General features: G+C 62.8%; 12 protein-coding genes. All 12 read left to right on the top strand.

What is annotated here, in order from left to right:
- Nucleotides 1-114: 114 nt before the first annotated feature.
- The 12 genes from ACJ8QF_RS00925 to copA all read left to right on the top strand — a co-directional run bounded on the left by ACJ8QF_RS00925 (nucleotide 115) and on the right by copA (nucleotide 17,976).
- The gene (locus ACJ8QF_RS00925; RefSeq protein WP_442537195.1) at nucleotides 115-2,718 is read left to right on the top strand and encodes a biosynthesis protein PigD; all 2,604 of its coding nucleotides are present in this window, start codon (nucleotides 115-117) and stop codon (nucleotides 2,716-2,718) included.
- On the top strand, nucleotides 2,715-5,276 hold the full coding sequence (locus ACJ8QF_RS00920; RefSeq protein ID WP_442537194.1) for an aminotransferase class III-fold pyridoxal phosphate-dependent enzyme: 2,562 nt from the start codon (nucleotides 2,715-2,717) through the stop codon (nucleotides 5,274-5,276). Before ACJ8QF_RS00925 ends, ACJ8QF_RS00920 begins: the two co-directional genes overlap by 4 nt.
- Before the next feature lie 10 nt (nucleotides 5,277-5,286).
- Nucleotides 5,287-6,303 (top strand): methyltransferase, encoded by a 1,017-nt coding sequence (locus ACJ8QF_RS00915; protein WP_004940222.1) that lies wholly within the window; start codon nucleotides 5,287-5,289, stop codon nucleotides 6,301-6,303.
- A 23-nt stretch (nucleotides 6,304-6,326) separates the two neighbouring features.
- Nucleotides 6,327-6,590 carry an acyl carrier protein gene (locus ACJ8QF_RS00910; RefSeq protein ID WP_004940224.1) on the top strand — a complete coding sequence of 88 codons (264 nt, stop codon included), beginning with the start codon at nucleotides 6,327-6,329 and terminating at the stop codon, nucleotides 6,588-6,590.
- Nucleotides 6,587-8,533 (top strand): aminotransferase class I/II-fold pyridoxal phosphate-dependent enzyme, encoded by a 1,947-nt coding sequence (locus tag ACJ8QF_RS00905; RefSeq protein WP_171403096.1) that lies wholly within the window; start codon nucleotides 6,587-6,589, stop codon nucleotides 8,531-8,533. Before ACJ8QF_RS00910 ends, ACJ8QF_RS00905 begins: the two co-directional genes overlap by 4 nt.
- A gap of 4 nt (nucleotides 8,534-8,537) precedes the next feature.
- Nucleotides 8,538-10,013 carry an L-proline--[L-prolyl-carrier protein] ligase PigI gene (pigI, locus tag ACJ8QF_RS00900; RefSeq protein WP_442537193.1) on the top strand — a complete coding sequence of 492 codons (1,476 nt, stop codon included), beginning with the start codon at nucleotides 8,538-8,540 and terminating at the stop codon, nucleotides 10,011-10,013.
- Complete coding sequence (locus ACJ8QF_RS00895; RefSeq protein ID WP_442537192.1) at nucleotides 10,010-12,298, top strand: polyketide synthase; 2,289 nt, start codon at nucleotides 10,010-10,012, stop codon at nucleotides 12,296-12,298. Before pigI ends, ACJ8QF_RS00895 begins: the two co-directional genes overlap by 4 nt.
- A gap of 13 nt (nucleotides 12,299-12,311) precedes the next feature.
- Nucleotides 12,312-12,626: a RedY-like protein gene (locus ACJ8QF_RS00890; protein WP_004940233.1), complete on the top strand. Its 315-nt coding sequence runs from the start codon at nucleotides 12,312-12,314 to the stop codon at nucleotides 12,624-12,626.
- The gene (locus ACJ8QF_RS00885; RefSeq protein WP_442537191.1) at nucleotides 12,610-13,257 is read left to right on the top strand and encodes a 4'-phosphopantetheinyl transferase superfamily protein; all 648 of its coding nucleotides are present in this window, start codon (nucleotides 12,610-12,612) and stop codon (nucleotides 13,255-13,257) included. Before ACJ8QF_RS00890 ends, ACJ8QF_RS00885 begins: the two co-directional genes overlap by 17 nt.
- Nucleotides 13,254-14,312 carry a prodigiosin biosynthesis protein PigM gene (locus tag ACJ8QF_RS00880; protein ID WP_442537190.1) on the top strand — a complete coding sequence of 353 codons (1,059 nt, stop codon included), beginning with the start codon at nucleotides 13,254-13,256 and terminating at the stop codon, nucleotides 14,310-14,312. The genes ACJ8QF_RS00885 and ACJ8QF_RS00880 overlap by 4 nt, the downstream gene beginning before the upstream one ends.
- 18 nt (nucleotides 14,313-14,330) lie before the next feature.
- Entirely contained in the window at nucleotides 14,331-15,059 is a 729-nt protein-coding gene (locus ACJ8QF_RS00875; protein ID WP_021504656.1) for a DUF1295 domain-containing protein, read from the top strand.
- A gap of 205 nt (nucleotides 15,060-15,264) precedes the next feature.
- Entirely contained in the window at nucleotides 15,265-17,976 is a 2,712-nt protein-coding gene (copA, locus tag ACJ8QF_RS00870; protein WP_442537189.1) for a copper-exporting P-type ATPase CopA, read from the top strand.
- The last annotated feature ends 111 nt before the right edge of the window (nucleotides 17,977-18,087 follow it).

The raw sequence follows: 18,087 nt of genomic DNA, 5'->3' as shown, positions 1-18,087 counted from the left end.
AAGGTGATGCGCGCGGCAACCGCCGCCTGCAGAGACCGTCGCGGGCTTTGTCGTGCCGAATTTGCCCGCCTGGCTGAAGCCGTCACTCCATTTTGGCTGCACAAGGAACTCATCATGACGACCCTGACAGGACAAGCAAGACTCACCAACTCCGCCGCCTACGAGCAAGTGTGGCAAGCGGAGCGCCAGGCCTGCCGCACCGACGCAGATCCCGACACCCTGACGGTCGGCGTGGTGGTGGTGACGCGCAACCCGGTGTTTTTCCAAACCGGGCTCAGCGTACTGAACGATATCCGCGATTATGTTTTCAACCGCGTGCATATCCAGTCCGAGATGCCGCTGAAACTGTTGGATCTGGCGGCGGACTCGCTTTATCTGGCCGCGCGCGAAAAGGCGCTGCACTTTCTCAAAGGCCAAAACAAGGCTATCAACGTTCGCATCATCCAATGCGCCAGCCTGGCCGAAGCCACCGGCAAGATCATCTATACCCATGCGCTGGAACAGCGTCCCGAATTTCATTTGGGCATGCTGTTCTACGATCAGACCTCGCCGGCCGGCGTCGATGACAGCATCGAACAGATCGATCGCGATCTGGACGCCTTTTACAGCGCCTTGCAGCGCAGCGGCATTCCCGCGTTTTACACCACCTTCTCCACCGTTGCGTTCATTCGCCAGCTGCGATCGCCCTTCCGCTACCTGCCGCAGCAATACCGCGAAATCGTGCGCAGCGAAGATCCGGCGATCTTCCAAACCGAGCTGTTGTGCCTGTGGATGGACTTCTTCGAGATGAACTACACCAACCGCCGGGTCAAGCCGATCGGCGCGCTGGCGCTGCACAATACGCTGGGTGAGCAGCTGATTCAATTTTTCGAGCGTACCGCCGCCGAACGCTGGCTGGTGTCCTATTACACCGGGTCGATCATCTCCAATCTGATCGGCTATCTGGATCGGCATGCGGAGGCGCGCGGCGCGCTGATCCTGCGCGGCCCTAACGAACACGCCATCGCCTGCGGCGCCATGGCCAACTGGCAGCTGTATCGCATGCCGTTCCTCGGCGTAGTGACCTCCGGGATGATGGATGAATTCAAGGGTACGCTGGCCAACCTCAAGGAAACCGCCGCCCAGGGCATCATCGTCGCGGCGGAAAACCGCGGCAATCAATGGTACAGCTTCCAGGGAACGCTGACGCCGACGGAAGACATGCGTGAAGTGCTCGTCGCCCGCCGCATCCCGTTCGTTTATATCGATGACGTCGAAACGATCGGCACCGGTTTGACGGAAGCCTTCCGCCTTTATCATCAAGGCCAGGGGCCGGTGGTGATTCTGGCGACGCAAAACGTGCTGGAGTCGACCCTGTCGCTGGAGGGCGCCGTCTGCGATCCCTCGCCGATCCCGGTTCTGTCGGCGGACGATCCGCTGCCGATGAGCGAAAGCCTGGCACAGGCGATAGCGCTGATCAACCGCGGGCCGGAACGGCTGGTGTGGCAGCTGGGCCCGGTCAGCGACGACGAATACGCCCTGATCCATGACATCGCCGACGCCGCCGGCATCGCCCTGGTGGACTCGTTGGCCCATCCAGGCTCGGCGCCGAAATATTATCAGGGTCGGCGCAATCCCCACTACCTGGGCACCCTGGCGATTTACGGCTACAGCCCGCGCGTCTACAACTTCCTGCACACCAACGACAAGCTCAACGCCATGAGCGAGCAGAGCCTGTTTATGATCAAAAGCCGCGTCGCTCAGATCACCACCCCCTTCTCCGACGGCAGGCTGGAGCGCAAGGTTCACCTGGTGCAGCTCACGCACGATGAGCGCCATCTGTCGCCCTATGCCGATCTGCACCTGCACATGAACTGTCTGGCGTTCCTGCGCACGGTGAAAGCGCATCTCGACGTCGAACCGGCATTGCGGGAAAGACGCCGCGCGCTGATCGCCGCCTATCTCGATTCGCCTTCCGACGTGGTCAGCCAGCTTCCCAGTCTGCCCATGTCGGCTAACTACTTCTTCTGCCAGTTGAACCGAGTGATTGAAGAGCTGATCGAAACGGAGGGGTTCGATTTTACCGGCGTATATGACGTCGGCCGGTGCGGCATCTCCGCCGCGCGCAACGTCGCCAAAACGCGCCGCGGCTTTTCCGGCTGGTATGGCCGCGCCCTGATGGGCGACGCTCTGCTGGCCACCGGCTACCTGGCTTACACCAGCCCAAGCCACGTGATGGCGTTTATCGGCGACGGCGCTAAAGGGATCGTACCGGACATCCTGCCGGCTTTTATCGACAACATTCTTACCCATCCGCAGTTGCTGAATAAAAGCATCACCGTCTTCTATTTATGCAACGGCGGGCTGTCCGTCATCAATACCTATCAGGAACGCATTCTGTTCAACCGCACCTCACGACAAATGCGGTTGGTGAACGTCGAACAGCCGGACGTCGAACAAACGGTCAATAACTTCCATATCCAGAGCAAAACGCTTACGCATTTCGACGAAGACGTCATTCGCCAGGCGCTGACCACGCCGCACCGACTCAATCTGTTCTCCGTGGTGCTGGGGCACAACAATGAAGGCGACGGTATCTCGCTGGCCACCGCCAAAGGCTGGCAGCGCGATCCGAGCGACCACGACGCCCTGCAGGAGCGCAAAGCCTGGGCGGCCCAACAGCCCGAATCGACCAGCACCGCCTTCGACCAAGATCCTACACAGGAAGCCACCTCATGAAATTCGGATTCATCGCTCATCCCACCTCGCTGGGGTTGAAACGTTACGTCAAAATGCTCGATCTGCTGCAACGCAACTCGACCGAGCAGCACAGCGGCTATACGCGTGAACTGTGGGAACGACAAAACCTGGTTCCCTTTATGAACTTCGCCAGGATCACCTCGGCGACCGGCGCCACTTGCGAAGGGGTGATCAAATACATGCCGCTGGTGGCGGATGAAATGCTGGCCGACGCACGCGGTATCGCCGCCAGGGTGGTCCAAGGCATCGAAGAGCTGGCCGGCGATGGCGCCGAACTGGTCGGTCTCGGCGGTTTTACCTCTATCGTTGGGCGACGCGGCGAAGCCACTGCGGAAAAGTCGCCGGTGCCGGTCACCTCCGGCAACTCGCTGACCACCTACGCCGGCTACAAGGCCTTGATGCAGATCCAGTCCTGGCTGGAAATCCGCCCGGAGGAGGAACCCGTCGCCATCGTCGGCTATCCGGGATCGATCTGCCTGGCGCTAAGCCGTCTGCTGCTGGCGCACGGTTTCTCTCTCCATTTGCTGCACCGCGCCGGCAACCATGATCGCAGCGAACTGCTCAGCCATTTGCCCGAGGAGTATCACTCGCGCGTCACCCTGACCAGCGATCCCGAAGATCTCTACCCGCGCTGCAAACTGTTTGCCGCCGCGACCTCCGCCGGCGGCGTGATCGACCCCGCCAGACTGCAACCCGGCTCGATCTTCATCGACGTGGCGCTGCCGCGCGATATCGCTTCGGAAACGCGCCCGGCGCGGGATGACATTCTGATCATCGACGGCGGCTGCGTCACCGCCACCGATGCCGTCAAGTTGGGTGGAGAATCGCTCAACGTCACCATCAAGCAACAATTGAACGGCTGCATGGCGGAAACCATTGTGCTGGCACTGGAAAACCGGCGGGAAAACTTTTCGCTGGGGCGCTATCTGGCGCCGGAAAAAGTGCTGGAGATCGGTGAAATCGCCGAGCGCCACGGGTTCTTCGCCTATCCGCTGGCCTCGTACGGCGAGCGCATCGATCGGCAGAGCGTGACCAATCTCAAGCGCTACTACCACCATGACATCTATGCCGGGGAACCGGCTGATGCGGCGTTGCCCGCATCGCGCCTGGCGTTTATCGACGCGGTCATCGCCCAAACGCCGGCCAGGGAAGACACCCTCGACCGCTATCATCAATACATCAACCCCATGATGGTGGACTTCCTCAAGTTGCAGCGCTGCGACAACGTTTTCCGCAGCGCCGCCGGCACCCAGTTGTATGACGATGCGGGCGAGGTTTTCCTGGACATGGTGGCGGGCTACGGGTGCCTAAACCTGGGCCACAACCCGCAGCCAGTGGTCAACGCGCTGAAAAACTACCTCGACGCTCAAGGCCCCAACTTCATTCAATACATTTCCATTCCCGAACAGACCGCCAAGCTGGCCGAAGTGCTCTGTCGTCTGGCGCCGGGCAACATGGGCCGGGTGTTCTTCAGCAACTCCGGCACCGAAGCCGTCGAGGCCGCGATGAAGATCGCCAAGGCCTCGACGGGCAAGCCGGGCATCGCCTATCTGCGCAACAGTTACCACGGTAAAACGCTGGGCGCGTTGTCCATCACCGGACGAGACAAACACCGCCGCTATTTCACACCGCTGCTGGACGCGATGGTGGAAGTGCCGTTCGGCGATCTCGCCGCGCTGCGGGAAGCGCTGAACCGTGAAGACGTCGGCGCGCTGATGATCGAACCGATCCAGGGCGAAGGCGGCGTGCATATCCCGCCCGCCGGTTACCTGCAGGCGGTGCAGCAGCTCTGCCGCGAGACCGGCGTGCTGCTGATGGTGGACGAAGTGCAAACCGGGCTTGGGCGCACCGGCAAACTTTTCGCCTGCGAATGGGACGGTATCGAGCCGGACGTGCTGATGCTGTCGAAATCCCTGTCCGGCGGCCTGATCCCCATCGGCGCCACGCTGTGCCGAGCCGATCTTTGGCAAAAAGCCTATGGCACGGCGGATCGCTTCCTGGTGCACAGCTCCACCTACGGCGGCGGCAACCTCGCCTCGGTCGTTGCCCTCAGCGCGCTGCGCGAGATCCTGGCGCAGGATTTGGTCGGCCATGCCGAACGGATGGGCGCCTACTTTAAGCAGGCACTGAACGAGATCGCCGCCCGCTATCCGTTCGTCAGCGAGGTGCGCGGCCGCGGCCTGATGCTGGGGATCCAGTTCGACCAGGCGTTCACCGGCGCGGTCAACGCCTCCGCCCGCGAATTCGCCACCCGGCTGCCGGGCGATTGGCACACCACCTGGAAATTCTTGCCCGATCCGGTGCAAGCCCATCTGCGGGCGGCGATGGATCGCATGGAACAGGCGCTCGGCGAAATGTTCTGCATGAAATTCGTCACCAAGCTGTGCCAGGACCACAAGATCCTGACCTTCATTACCGCCAACAGCTCGACGGTGATCCGTATTCAACCCCCGCTCATCATCAGCAAAGCCGAGATCGACCGTTTCGTCGGCGCCTTTGCCACGGTGTGCGAGGAACTCTCCACCTTTTTAGACTAGGGAGCCAGCAATGCCTTTAACCAAGCAAGATGCCGTCAATCAGATGATGGGCTTTTTCCAGGCCAAGGCGCTGACCGCCGCGCTGGCGCTGAAGCTGTTCGATCAGCTGCGCGATCGGGACGCCGACGCGGCGCACATCGCCGCGCGGCTTGACTGCCCGGCGCGTTCGACCGAGCAGTTGCTCATCGCGCTGCGGGCCATGGGGTATCTCGACCAACGAGACGGCCTTTATCATCTGCCCGCCGCCCACCGTGCTTTTCTGTTGAGCGACGAACCGCAGTGGCTGGGATGGCTGGGCCGCCACATCGATACCTTCCTGTATCCGCTGTGGGGCGAGCTGAAAACGGCGGTGCGAAACGATGCCCACCAGCGCCGCACGGTATTCGGCGATGACCGCAGTTGGTTCGACATCCTGTACCAAAATCCGGACGACGTGGCGGACTTCCAGGAGTTTCTCGGTAAATTCGCCGCGCCCTTTATCGCCGGCTTTGTTCGCGATTACGACTTCTCGCAACACCGTGCGTTTTTGGATATCGGCAGCGGGATCGGCAGCCTGCCGATGGCGATCGCCGACGCTTATCCGGGGATCGCACTGGCGATCTGCGAACTGCCGCAGGCCTCGGCGTTTTTGCGCGACAAGCTGACGCTGCAAGGCTATGGCGAACGCATTGACGTCGTGGAGGGCGATGTCATCAGCGGCGATCTGCCGATCGGCGGCTATGACCTGATCCACCTGGGATGGATGCTGCACGACTACGCCCCGGAAACCCAACTGACCATCCTGCGCAACATCTATCGGGCGATGCCGGCCGGCGGCCGCTTCATCGCTTCCGAAACGCCGCTGAACGAAGACAAATCAGGGCCGGAATTTACCGCCCTGCTGTCGCTGAACATGCTGGTCTCCACCGACGGTGGCATAGAGAGCAGCGCGCAGGAATACCTGGACAGATTCCGTCTGGCGGGGTTCAGCAACGCGCGCATCATGAAAATTGCCGGCCCACGCACCCTGATCGTCGGCGAAAAATAACCAGTTAGCAACGGGAGCTCGCAATGTTAGAAAGCAAATTGATCCAGCATATCGCCACCCAGTATCTGGATGGCGATCACGACGGCCTGAACGCTCAAACCCCGCTGTTTGAACTGAACGTCGTCGATTCCGCCTCCATTTTCGATCTGGTGGATTTTCTGCGTCAGGAGTCTCATGTCGCCATCGGCATGCATGAGATCCATCCGGCGAACTTCGCCTCGGTGCAGGCGATGGTCGCGCTGGTGCAACGGTTGCAAGCGCAAGTCGCCGCAGGGGGTGTCGCATGAGCGTTCACGCCGTCGATAGCGCCGCAAACGCGCATGAAGCCGTCCGGCAGTCGGTGCTGCACACCTTCGCCCGGCTGACCGAGTATGAACCGTCGGCACTGGCCCTGACCAGCCATCTGGAAAACGATTTGGGCGTCGACTCCATCGCGCTGGCGGAAATTGCCATGGTGCTGAACCGTCAGTTTCAATTAAATACGCCGCTGGAGATCCAGGAGATCAAAACCATTCAGGATGCGCTCGACGGTATTTTGCAGCGCGGTTTCACGCTGCCGACGCCGAACGCCGCCGCGCAACCGGCCCCCGAGACGCCTCAGGCCTGGTTGAGCGCTCTCGTGCGCCAGGTGTTCGCCACCCACAGCGGATATGAAGTGCGTGATCTGCCCCCCGACGCCGCCATCGAAGGCGACCTGGGCATCGACTCCGTCGCGGTGGTGATGGCGCGCAACGAGCTGCTCAAAACGCTGGGCCTGGACGATAACGCAGCGCTGGCGGAGTGCCGCACGTTGGCTGAGCTGGAGCACAACCTGGCGGCGCGGCTGCTTCAGGAACAGGGCGAAGCGTGGTTCAGCCGCTTTGGCCAGCACACCGCCGCGTCCGCTGCGCCGCAGCCCACCAAGGCGCCCGCGTCGCCGGACGCGCGCGATGAGCTCGGCGATCCGCGCACCATGCGGGACTTCGTCGGCATCGAGCACCCAGATTTGTTCCATAAAACGCGTGAGTTCGGCGCTTTTTATCGCGATAAAAAACAGCGTCAGCTTTACTGGTACGGCATGCCGCTTGAAACGCCGTGCAAAAACCGCGCGGTCATGTTCGACGAGGTCACCGGCAAAAGCCGCGAATTTCTGATGTTCGGCTCCAACAGCTATCTGGGATTGTCGAACCATCCGGAAGTGATCCACGCCATCCAGGACGCCGCCGGCCTGTACGGCGCCACCAATACCGGATGCCGCATCATCGCCGGCAGCAACGTGCTGCATCTGGAATTGGAGCGCAAACTGGCCAAGCTCAAAGGGCGCGAAGACTGCATCGTCTATCCGTCCGGCTACTCGGCCAACCTGGGATGCATCTCGGCTCTGACCAGCCGACACGACCTGGTGTTCACCGACGCCATCAACCACATGAGCATCCAGGACGGCTGCAAGTTGGCGGGCGCGCAGCGGAAAATTTATGACCACTCTTTGACCAGCCTTGAGAAATCGCTGGCCAAATACGCCGATCACCCCGGCGGCAAGCTGATCGTCACCGATGGCGTTTTCAGTATGCACGGCGATATCGTCGATCTGCCGCGCCTGATGAAGCTGGCCGAACGCTACGGCGCACGCGTATTGGTCGACGACGCGCACGCGACCGGCGTCTTGGGCAAAACCGGCTCGGGCACGGCGGAACACTTCAATATGAAAGGCCGGGTAGATCTCGAGCTGGGCACCATGAGCAAGGCGCTGTCGGGGTTAGGCGGCTTCGTTTGCGCCGATGGCGAAGTGGTCGAATACCTGCGTTTCTACTCCAACTCCTATGTTTTCGCCGCCACCATCCCCGCCGCAGTCGCCGCCGGCGTGATCGCCTCCATCGACGTGATGCTGCGTGAACCCGAGCGACTGGCCAAGCTGTGGGACAACATCTACTACTTCCGCACGCTGCTGCTTAACGCCGGTTTTGACCTTGAGCATTCCGACTCGGCCATCATTCCGGTGGTGGTGGGCGACGACGCCAAAACGCTGCTGTTCGGCCGTGCCGTCCGGGCGCGCGGGCTATTCTGCCAGACCGTGGTCTTCCCGGGCGTCAGCGTGGGTGACGCCCGCTTACGCATCAGCGTGACCAGTGAACACACGCGTGAAGATCTGGATGAAGCCTACGCCATTTTGGTGGCGGCGGCGCTGGAGACCGGCGTGCCGGTCAACGGCGATGTCCGACGGGAAGAGCGCGCACGCGCCGCCGAGGTCTGACATCATGGCAACCTTCATTTCACCGATACTGGAGGCCCTGTTCCGGCACGCCCGCCAAGCGCCGGAAAGCACCGCTCTGCTGTGCGGCGATCGGCGCTGGAGCTATCGTCGCCTGGCCGATCGCGCCTGCATGATGGCGGCGGCGCTGCGACATGCCGGGTTAAAGCAGCAGGCCGTGCTGCTCAACCTGCAGAAAGGGCCCGACGCCGTCGCCGCCATGTACGCATGTTGGCTGAGCGGCAACCACTATGTCCCTATCGATTTCAGCCAACCGACGGCGCGCATCGAACGCATTATCGCCGCCGCCTCACCCACGCTGATCGTCGATGAGGGCTGGTTGAGCGCGCTCGATGGCCGCACCGATCTCGATGGCGCCTGGCCGGAAGCGATCGCCGCGCTCGGCTCCCCCCTCGCCGCCATTCTCTATACTTCAGGCTCCACAGGCACCCCGAAAGGGGTGCAAATCACCCATGACATGCTGACGTTTTTCATCGGCTGGGCCGTCAGCGATACACAACTGACGGCGCGCGACGTGCTGGCCAATCATGCCAGTTTCGCCTTTGATCTGAGCACCTTCGATCTGTTCGCCGGCGTTTGCGCCGGCGCCGCGACCTGGATCGTGCGCGAAGATGAACAGAAAGATTGCCAGGCTCTCGTTCGCGGATTGCAAACGCACGGCGTCACTCTGTGGTACAGCGTGCCTTCGATTTTAGCCATGCTGGAAAAGAGCGCGTTGCTGGCGCCATCGACGGTGAAAACGCTGCGTCAGGTCACGTTCGCCGGTGAGCCTTATCCGGCCGCCGCGCTGAGGCGTCTGGTTGCGCATCTGCCGGCCCGGTGCCGCGTCAGCAACTGGTATGGCCCGACGGAAACCAATGTCTGCACCGCCTACGCGCTGGATCGAACGCAGTTGGCGACGCTGGAGCAGATCCCCATCGGCCATCCGTTGCCCGGCTTGACGGCGCAGTTGGTCGATGAACAGGGGCGCCTGCAGCCGATTGACGGTACGCCGGGCCGACGCGGAGAATTGCTGATCGGCGGGCCGTGCGTGACCCCCGGCTACAGCAACGTCGCCTCATCGCGGCAAGCGCAATGGCATCCGCGCCAATGTCACGCGACCGGCGACTGGGTGGAGACGACGGCGAATGGGCTGGTCTACCGCGGCCGGCTGGACGACATGGTGAAAATCAACGGCTACCGGGTGGAATTGGGTGAGATTGAATCGATCCTTCATCACCATCCCTCGGTCAGCCAGGCCGCACTGTATGTCGAGCTCGGCGAGCTGAAGCAAAGACTGATCGCCGTGATCACCCTCCATCCCGGCGCGCTCCGCCCCAACCTGCTGGAGCTCAAGCAGTTCCTGCAGCCCAGGCTGCCCGCCTATATGCTCCCCAGCCAACTGGTGGTCGCCGACAGTCTGCCCACCAATGCCAACGGCAAGGTGGACAGAGGACGTTTGTCCGAGGTGAACGCGCGATGAACCAGGAAATTCATGCCGCGCCGCTGGCGCTGGTCGGCATCGGCTGCGCACTGCCCGGCATCGATCGTATCGATCTGTCCAACGGCGCCGCCTGGTCGGCGCTGTTCGACGCCCCGCCGCCGATGCCGTGGAGCGATGCGGCCGCGCCGATCCGCGGTCGCCAGATCGACGACGCCGCGTTTGATTTCAAAAAATTCGCCATCCCGCCGCTGTTTCGACTGGCGGTCAGCCGCGAGACCCGCCTGGCGCTGCAGGCCGCCTCCGCCGCCATGCAGCATCTGACGTTATCCGACGCGTTGCGCGACCGCTGCGATCAATTTTGCGCCACCCATTTGGGCAGTGATGCGGCCTATCGCAACGCCACCAAAATCGGCGCGCTGCGCAGGCTGGCCGAACGGCTTGACGCTCAGGGGCTCTCACCGGCAGCGGTCATGCGCCGGATTGACGATTACAAACAGCCGCTGGCCCAGGCGTTCGGCAGTTCATCCCACGATCGCGTAGGGGAAATGGCCTCCAGCATTCCCGCGCGCATCGCCCATTTCGCCCGCACGCGCGGTAAATGCCAAACCCTCGACGGCGCCGATCTGGGCGGCCTGCGCTTGCTGCAGTTGGCGCAAGACTGTTTTCGCCATGCCGACAGCCGCATGGCGGTGCTGACCGCCGTACAATGCTTCCACCATCAACCCCAGGCGGACATGCTGTTGGCGCAGGGCGTTTCCTCTTCGGCCTGTTGGCTGGAGGGGGCGATCAGCCTGGTCGTTTGCCCGCTGGACGTCGCTCAGGAACAGGGATGGCCAGCGATCGCGCAATTGTCGACCCTGATCGCCGAACGACAGGATGCCGCGCCGAGCGCCGGCTATTTTGCCGGCGCCAATCAGGTTTTCTGCCATCTCCTCGACATGCTGTTGCAACGGCAACAGACGTGCGTCGGCCACTCGTTCACCGGCTACCGCTGGCGGATTGACGCGGCGTCTCCCCCCTCATTAAAACCGCCGGCTTCGCCACGCATCAGCATCATCGACTATCAGCCCATCACCGCGCAGGGGCTGGATAAAGCGCGTTTCTGGCAGGCCTTGCGCAACGGTGAGGACGCCCTGCGCGATCACAGCCCCGAGCAGTTGCACCCCGGTGCCTTCGTGCGACCCACGCCGCAAAAGCTCAGCGCCTACACCGCTCATGCCATGTGCTTCCCAACGCACGATCCGGTGCGGCTTGAGCTGACGCGGCCTATGATGCCGGCCAAAAAGCAGCGCCTCGACATCACACAACTGCACGCCCTCAACGGCTGCGCGGCGTGGCCCGACAGCCTGCGACGCTTTGAACGCATCGCCATTATCGTCGCCAGCAACCTGTCTTTGAGCGCCGATCGACAACAGGCCATGAGCGCGCTGTGGCCGGCGTTGCCTTCCGCCGACGTCCCCCTTTCGCCACCGCCCCAACCCGCGATCAACCGCTGGAGCTGGCATGGCGCCTGCGGCCTCGGCACCGCGCAGCTGTTGGCGCAACAGCTCGGCGTCGAGGCGGACTGCTACGCGGTCGAGGCGGCCTGCGCCAGTTCGCTGGCCGCCTTGCACAATGCGGTCAGGGCGTTACAGGCCGGCCGCTACGATGCGGTGCTCGTCGGCGGCATAGAAACGGCGACGCTTGAACGCGATATGGTGCTGTGCAGCGCGCAAATGATGCTTTCCGCTTCGCGTATGCGACCTTTCGCCCGACAAGCCGACGGTTTTACTCCCGGCGACGGTGGCGGCTTCTTCATTCTGACCGGCCAGACGACATCGCGGGCCATCGCCACCATCGAAGCGATATCGGGATCTTGCGACAGCTATTCCATGACCGCGCCCGATCCCGAGGGCCAGGCGTTGGCAATCGAAAAAACCCAGAGCCTGAGCGCCGTCGAAGCGCGCCAGATACAGTATCTCGAAGCGCACGGCACCGGCACCGAACTGGGCGATCGGGCAGAAGTCGCGTCATTGCATCAGGGGTATCACCGCGCCGCACGCGCCCCTTTGTACATCGGTTCGGTGAAGTACAACTTCGGCCACTGTTTCGCCGGCGCCGGTGCGCTCAGCCTGTGTAAAGTGCTGAGCGCTTTCGAACACGGTCAAATCCCGCCCACGCCGGTGGCGACATTGAATGCCGAACTGCCGCTGGCGGCGATCCCGGCCGAAATCCCACAAATCGCGCTCGACTGGCCACAGGGTGAAGACGGGCGTCGGGCGGCGATCAACGGCTTTGGCACCGGTGGCATCAATTACCATTTGCTTATCCATCAACCCATTTAAAAAGGCCGCCCAGATGCACATTATCGTCCATAAGATTCGGCTAAAAGACATCGCCCACCGCGCCGCGTTTCGCGACTGGGTGGAGACGACCGATTACCAGGCTTGCCGCCACCTCGATGCGGTACGCGCCTTCGATGTCATCGAAGTCAGCCCTTCGGCGGAGGCGCCGTTTCACTTTATCGAAATCATTCAGCTGAACTCGCTGAAAATGTTCGAGCGCGAGATGCAAACCCCGCTGTTTCAAAGCCTGGTTGAACGCTTTAATCAGTTGGCGGAAGTCGTTGACGAAATCAGCGGAGAACGCATCGCCGATGGTTATCGAGCTTAGCGTGGCGCCACGTATCGTCATCGCGCTGGGCGGCCCCCACCGCTGCGCCGCCGTTCGGGGATTGCGGCATCTGTCGGCGGTGAAAAACCACGCGCGGGCACAGGCCATCGCGCTGCTGAACCGGACATGGTGCCGGGGGGACGCGACCGGCTTTACGCTGCGCCATGAGGCGAGTGGACAACCGTTCGGCGAACACTTCCTGCTGGGACGCCGCCACGTTTCTCTCAGCCATTCGCATGCCTGGTACGCCAGCGCCACCGGCGATATCCCGCTCGGCATCGATCTGCAGCATTATCGCCCCTTCTCCGGCGCGGCGCTGCGCTGGGCCTTTGGCGAGGCGGAGCAGCGATTGGGACGCATACAGGCCTGCGCCGTCTGGGCCATTCGCGAAGCATTTTTAAAAAGCCACGGCCGCGGCCTGCCCTACGAATTGCGGACGATCGGCATCGACTGGCACACCGGGTTGGTCTCAAGCGCCGACGGCAGTTTGGCGAGCAGACGCTTCTGGCTGTGGCGCAGCCTGGACTGGGCATGCGCACTCTGCTTTCCGACGGAGGAAAGCATGTCGTTCAGAGCGAACGTTACCGTATTTTCCCTGCCCGCCCCTTCCGCTTTCGGAGCCTTATCATGACCCAAGACCTTTTCGCCGCGGCGCTGCAACAGGCCGTGGACATCGCGCGGCAGGCGCCCTCTTCACACAACTGCCAACCCTGGTCTCTCCACTATGACGCCGCCGCCCGATGTGGCCGGTTGGCTATCGACCGCCGTCGCGCCTTGCAGAGCCTGCCTTCGCTGGAACGCGAGATGCTGATGAGCTGCGGGATTTTCTTCGAGTACCTCAGCGCGCTGCTCAACTGTGCAGGCTCGCCTCTCGCCTGGCGTTGGGAGCATGGCCCCACGCATTTACTGAGCTTTGCCCCCGCCGCGCCTGCCGCGCCCGATCGCGCCGCCCATCGCCAATTGGCGCAGCTGATCGGCGAGCGGCATACCGCACGGGCGGCCTATCAGCCTACGCCAATCAATGAAGCGCAGCGGATGCAGCTGCAGACCCTGTTCGACGGAACGGCGAGTTCGCTCAGTATCGCAGGTGACGAACGCGCTCGCCGTCGGGTCGCGCAGCTCACCGCTCGTCACGCCGCGCTCGATTTCTCGGATCGCCAAGCCTGGCGCGAAACCTATCAATACATCCGCTTCAACGAACGGCAGCCTACCGACGACGGTTTTCACCTGCACCACCTGTTTGGCCCGGTATCCCCAGCATTCAAGCGCTTCTTCCAAGTGGCGTTTCATCCTCGCTTTAGCCGGCTGGCGACCGGGCTGCGCTTGCCGGCTTATATGGCGCAAGGGCTGGCGCAACGCGTCGCGGAAGGCCCGCAATACCTGGCGCTGTGTCTGAACGACGAAAGTGCCGAGCACCTGTTCGCCACCGGCATGCGGCTTGGACGTCTGTGGCTCACGCTGCAACACTGGGGTTGGGGATTGCATCCGATCAGCGTTCTGGTGCAACACGCCGAGGCGTGTCGCGAGCTCGCAGCAACCCTGGCGCTCAGCGCTCCCCCGGTGTTTTTTGCCCGCTTCGGCCACCTGCAACAATGGGGCAGCGCAGCGCCCAGACGCAGCTGGCAAAGCATTTTGACCGCGCCGCCATCCGGCGAATGCGCGCCCCCGGGGAACGATTCCCCCTAATCCGCTGAGGAGAACACAATGAACGTATGGATTGCTTTGGCCGCTGTTTTGTTGATCCTTGCCCTGCTGGCGTTTATTACCAGCCGCGGCGCTCAGGACACTCGCCCGATGTTTCTGTGGGGGTTCAACGCCATGGGGCCGGTTACCCTGGTCTATTGCTATTTCGGCGAGGGCGATCTGAGCCACAAAGCCCTGATCCTTGTCATGGTCGGCCTGTACCTGCTGCGCATGAACATCGTGCTGACACGTTGGTACGGCAACACCGCCGCGGCCAAACTCAAGGACGTGATGCCCACGCAGCAGGTGCCATGGCTGGCGGTGATGATGGTCATGATCTTCGGCGGCCTGTACTGCCTGCCCTTCTACTGGGCCAGCCAGCTGCAGGGGCCGTGGGGCGCGCTGCAATGGCTGGCCATTGGGGTCTACCTGATAGGCACGCTGTTCCACTTCGGCAGCGATTATCAAAAACGGCGCTTCAAACAGGATCCGAACAATAAAGGCCGGCTGCTGAACAGTGGCTTTTGGGGGTTGGCGCGCCATCCGAATTATTTCGGCGACTTTCTTATTTTCGTCAGCTTCGGGCTGCTTGCCGGCAACCTGTTTGGCCTGATCGCACCGCTGACTAACCTGGTGCAGTATTTCGCCGACGCCATTCCCAAAAGCGAGAAAATGGCAGAGAAGCGCTACGGTGAGGTTTGGCGCAACTATAAACGTCAGGTTAAATGTTTCATTCCTTTCGTGCTGTAACCCCAACGCGGCAGCGCGGTTCGGGCAAGCCGACCGCGCTGCCGCCGATAAAACACCTTGTTATACAACACAAAACGACCGTCACGCCCGCGCAAGTAAAAACCGCCTTGACCTTACCCTTGCTGGAAGGTTTAAGCTCCATTCTTAGTGAAAACAGGTCAGGCGGTTAACCTTTAAACACCGCCCTTAAGCAAGGAGTCCAATCATGTCACACACCACTATGCTGGCATTGCAGGGGCTGTCCTGCATGAACTGCGCGCAGCGGGTGAAAAAAGCCCTGGAAAGTCGCAGCGATGTCGAACAGGCCGAGGTTAACGTCCAATACGCCAAAGTGACCGGCGAAGCGCCGGACAGCGCGCTGATCGACAGCGTGATCGCCGCCGGTTATCAGGCCGAAGTCGCGCCGCGCGCCGATACCGAACTGCAGCTGAGCGGCCTGAGCTGCATGCACTGCGTCGGCACCACCCGCAAGGCGCTGGAAGCGGTGCCGGGCGTGTTCGCCGCCGACGTCGAGATCGACAGCGCGAAAGTGTACGGCGATGCCGATCCGCAGGCGCTGATCGCCGCAGTAGAACACGCCGGTTATCACGCCAGCGTGGCGGGCGCCGTCGTCCCAAAAACTGAGCCGTTGACTGACGCAACACCTTCGTTGCCGGACGTTCAGCCAGCGGCGCAACCTTCCCTTCCGGCAACCGACAGCGCGGACGACAGCGTACAGCTGCTGCTCAGCGGCATGACCTGCGCCAGCTGCGTCAATAAAGTGCAGCAGGCGCTGCAAAGCGTACCCGGCGTAGAGCACGCGCGCGTCAACCTGGCGGAACGCAGCGCGCTGGTGACCGGCGCCGCCGATGCGCAGGCGCTGGTGGCGGCGGTGGAAAAAGCCGGCTACGGCGCCGAGATGATCCAGGACGAAACCGAACGTCGCGAACGGCAACAGCAGACCGCTCGCGCCAACATGAAGCGCTTTAGCTGGCAGGCGGCGCTCGGTCTGGCGTTGGGTATCCCGCTGATGGCCTGGGGGCTGTTCGGCGGCAGCATGACGCTGACGCCGGAAACCCAGCGCCCCTGGCTGCTGGTCGGCGTCATCACCCTGGCGGTGATGGTGTTTGCCGGCGGGCACTTCTACCGCAACGCCTGGCGCGCGCTGATGAACGGCAGCGCCACCATGGATACTCTGGTGGCGCTCGGCACCGGCGCCGCCTGGCTTTACTCGATCGCCGTCAACGTTTGGCCCGATTTCTTCCCGATGGAAGCGCGCCACCTCTATTACGAGGCCAGCGCGATGATCATCGGTTTGATCAACCTCGGCCATGCGCTGGAGCAGCGCGCCCGTCAGCGTTCTTCACAGGCGCTGGAGCGGCTGCTGGATCTGACGCCGCCCACCGCGCGCCTGGTGACCGACGACGGCGAGCGCGATATCCCGCTGGCGGAGGTGCAGCTCGGCATGACGCTGCGGCTGACTACCGGCGATCGCGTGCCGGTCGACGGCGAAATCGTACAGGGCGAGGTCTGGCTCGATGAAGCGATGCTGACCGGCGAAGCGGTGCCGCAGCAGAAAGGCGCCGGCGATACGGTACATGCCGGGACGGTGGTCGACGACGGCAGCGTGCTGTTCCGCGCCGCCGCCATCGGCAGCCAAACCACGCTGGCGCGCATCATCAAACTGGTGCGTCAGGCGCAGAGCAGCAAACCGGCGATTGGCCAACTGGCTGACCGCGTCTCGGCGGTGTTCGTGCCGGCGGTAGTGGCGATCGCCCTGTTCAGCGCGGCGATATGGTACTTCTTTGGCCCGCAGCCGCAGCTGGTCTATACGCTGGTGATCGCCACCACGGTGCTGATCATCGCCTGCCCGTGCGCATTGGGTCTGGCGACGCCGATGTCGATCATCTCCGGCGTCGGCCGCGCGGCGGAGTTCGGCGTGCTGGTGCGCGACGCCGACGCCCTGCAGCAGGCCAGCCAGTTGGACACCCTGGTGTTCGACAAAACCGGCACCCTGACCGAAGGGAAACCGCAGGTGGTGGAGATCCTGACCTTCAATCAGGTCAGCGAACAGCAGGCGATCGGCTGGGCCGCCGCGCTGGAACAAGGCTCCAACCACCCGCTGGCGCGCGCCATCATGGAACGCGCCGCCGGGCAAACGCTGCCGCAGGTCGCGCAGTTCCGCACCCTGCGCGGCGCCGGCGTCAGCGGGGAGATCGACGGCGTGCAGGTGCTGCTGGGCAACGCCGCGCTGCTGGAACAGCATCAGGTCGCAACCGCCGAACTGGAAGCGCCGATGCGCGCCCAGGCCGAACGCGGCGTAACGCCGGTGCTGCTGGCCGTGGACGGTAAACCGGCCGCGCTGTTCGCCATTCGCGATCCGCTGCGCGAGGACAGCGTCGCGGCGCTGCAGCGCCTGCACCAGCAGGGGTATCAGTTGGTGATGCTGACCGGCGACAACCCGGTAACCGCCAACGCCATCGCCAAAGAGGCCGGTATCGATCGGGTGATTGCCGGCGTGCTGCCGGACGGCAAAGCGGCGGCGATCAAACAGTTGCAGGCACAGGGCCAGCGCGTGGCGATGGTCGGCGACGGCATCAACGACGCCCCGGCGCTGGCGCAGGCCGACGTGGGCATCGCGATGGGCGGCGGCAGCGACATCGCCATCGAGACCGCCGCCATCACCCTGATGCGCCACAGCCTGCACGGCGTAGCGGATGCGGTAGCGCTGTCGAAGGCCACGCTGCGCAACATGAAGCAGAACCTGTTCGGCGCCTTTATCTACAATACGCTGGGCATTCCGATCGCCGCCGGCGTGCTCTACCCGCTGACCGGCACGCTGCTCAGCCCGGTGGTGGCGGGCGCGGCGATGGCGCTGTCGTCGATTACCGTGGTCAGCAACGCCAACCGGCTGCTGCGTTTTAAACCCAGGAAGTGATCGCCGGGGCGCCGTCATGGCGCCCCGCTGTTTTCCGGGCTTTCCTGCGCGGCGGATAGCGTTTAGCATGAATAACGATTTCCCCTCGCCTTTCATGCTGAAACGCGCACC

Origin of the sequence: Serratia sp. CY81684 (genome assembly GCF_052166595.1) — a bacterium.
Taxonomy (GTDB): Bacteria; Pseudomonadota; Gammaproteobacteria; order Enterobacterales; family Enterobacteriaceae; genus Serratia; species Serratia nematodiphila.
The sequence above is the reverse complement of the archived record's forward strand: the minus strand, read 5'-3'. Positions and strand labels throughout refer to the sequence as shown.

Bases quoted from the DNA above. Each gene is read 5' to 3' on its own strand.
- ACJ8QF_RS00880 (WP_442537190.1), top strand. From the start codon at position 13,254: ATGACCCAAGACCTTTTCGCCGCGGCGCTGCAACAGGCCGTGGACATC.
- ACJ8QF_RS00920 (WP_442537194.1), top strand. From the start codon at position 2,715: ATGAAATTCGGATTCATCGCTCATCCCACCTCGCTGGGGTTGAAACGT.
- ACJ8QF_RS00875 (WP_021504656.1), top strand. From the start codon at position 14,331: ATGAACGTATGGATTGCTTTGGCCGCTGTTTTGTTGATCCTTGCCCTG.
- ACJ8QF_RS00910 (WP_004940224.1), top strand. From the start codon at position 6,327: ATGTTAGAAAGCAAATTGATCCAGCATATCGCCACCCAGTATCTGGAT.
- ACJ8QF_RS00905 (WP_171403096.1), top strand. From the start codon at position 6,587: ATGAGCGTTCACGCCGTCGATAGCGCCGCAAACGCGCATGAAGCCGTC.
- ACJ8QF_RS00895 (WP_442537192.1), top strand. From the start codon at position 10,010: ATGAACCAGGAAATTCATGCCGCGCCGCTGGCGCTGGTCGGCATCGGC.
- ACJ8QF_RS00890 (WP_004940233.1), top strand. From the start codon at position 12,312: ATGCACATTATCGTCCATAAGATTCGGCTAAAAGACATCGCCCACCGC.
- ACJ8QF_RS00915 (WP_004940222.1), top strand. From the start codon at position 5,287: ATGCCTTTAACCAAGCAAGATGCCGTCAATCAGATGATGGGCTTTTTC.
- copA (WP_442537189.1), top strand. From the start codon at position 15,265: ATGTCACACACCACTATGCTGGCATTGCAGGGGCTGTCCTGCATGAAC.
- ACJ8QF_RS00925 (WP_442537195.1), top strand. From the start codon at position 115: ATGACGACCCTGACAGGACAAGCAAGACTCACCAACTCCGCCGCCTAC.
- pigI (WP_442537193.1), top strand. From the start codon at position 8,538: ATGGCAACCTTCATTTCACCGATACTGGAGGCCCTGTTCCGGCACGCC.
- ACJ8QF_RS00885 (WP_442537191.1), top strand. From the start codon at position 12,610: ATGGTTATCGAGCTTAGCGTGGCGCCACGTATCGTCATCGCGCTGGGC.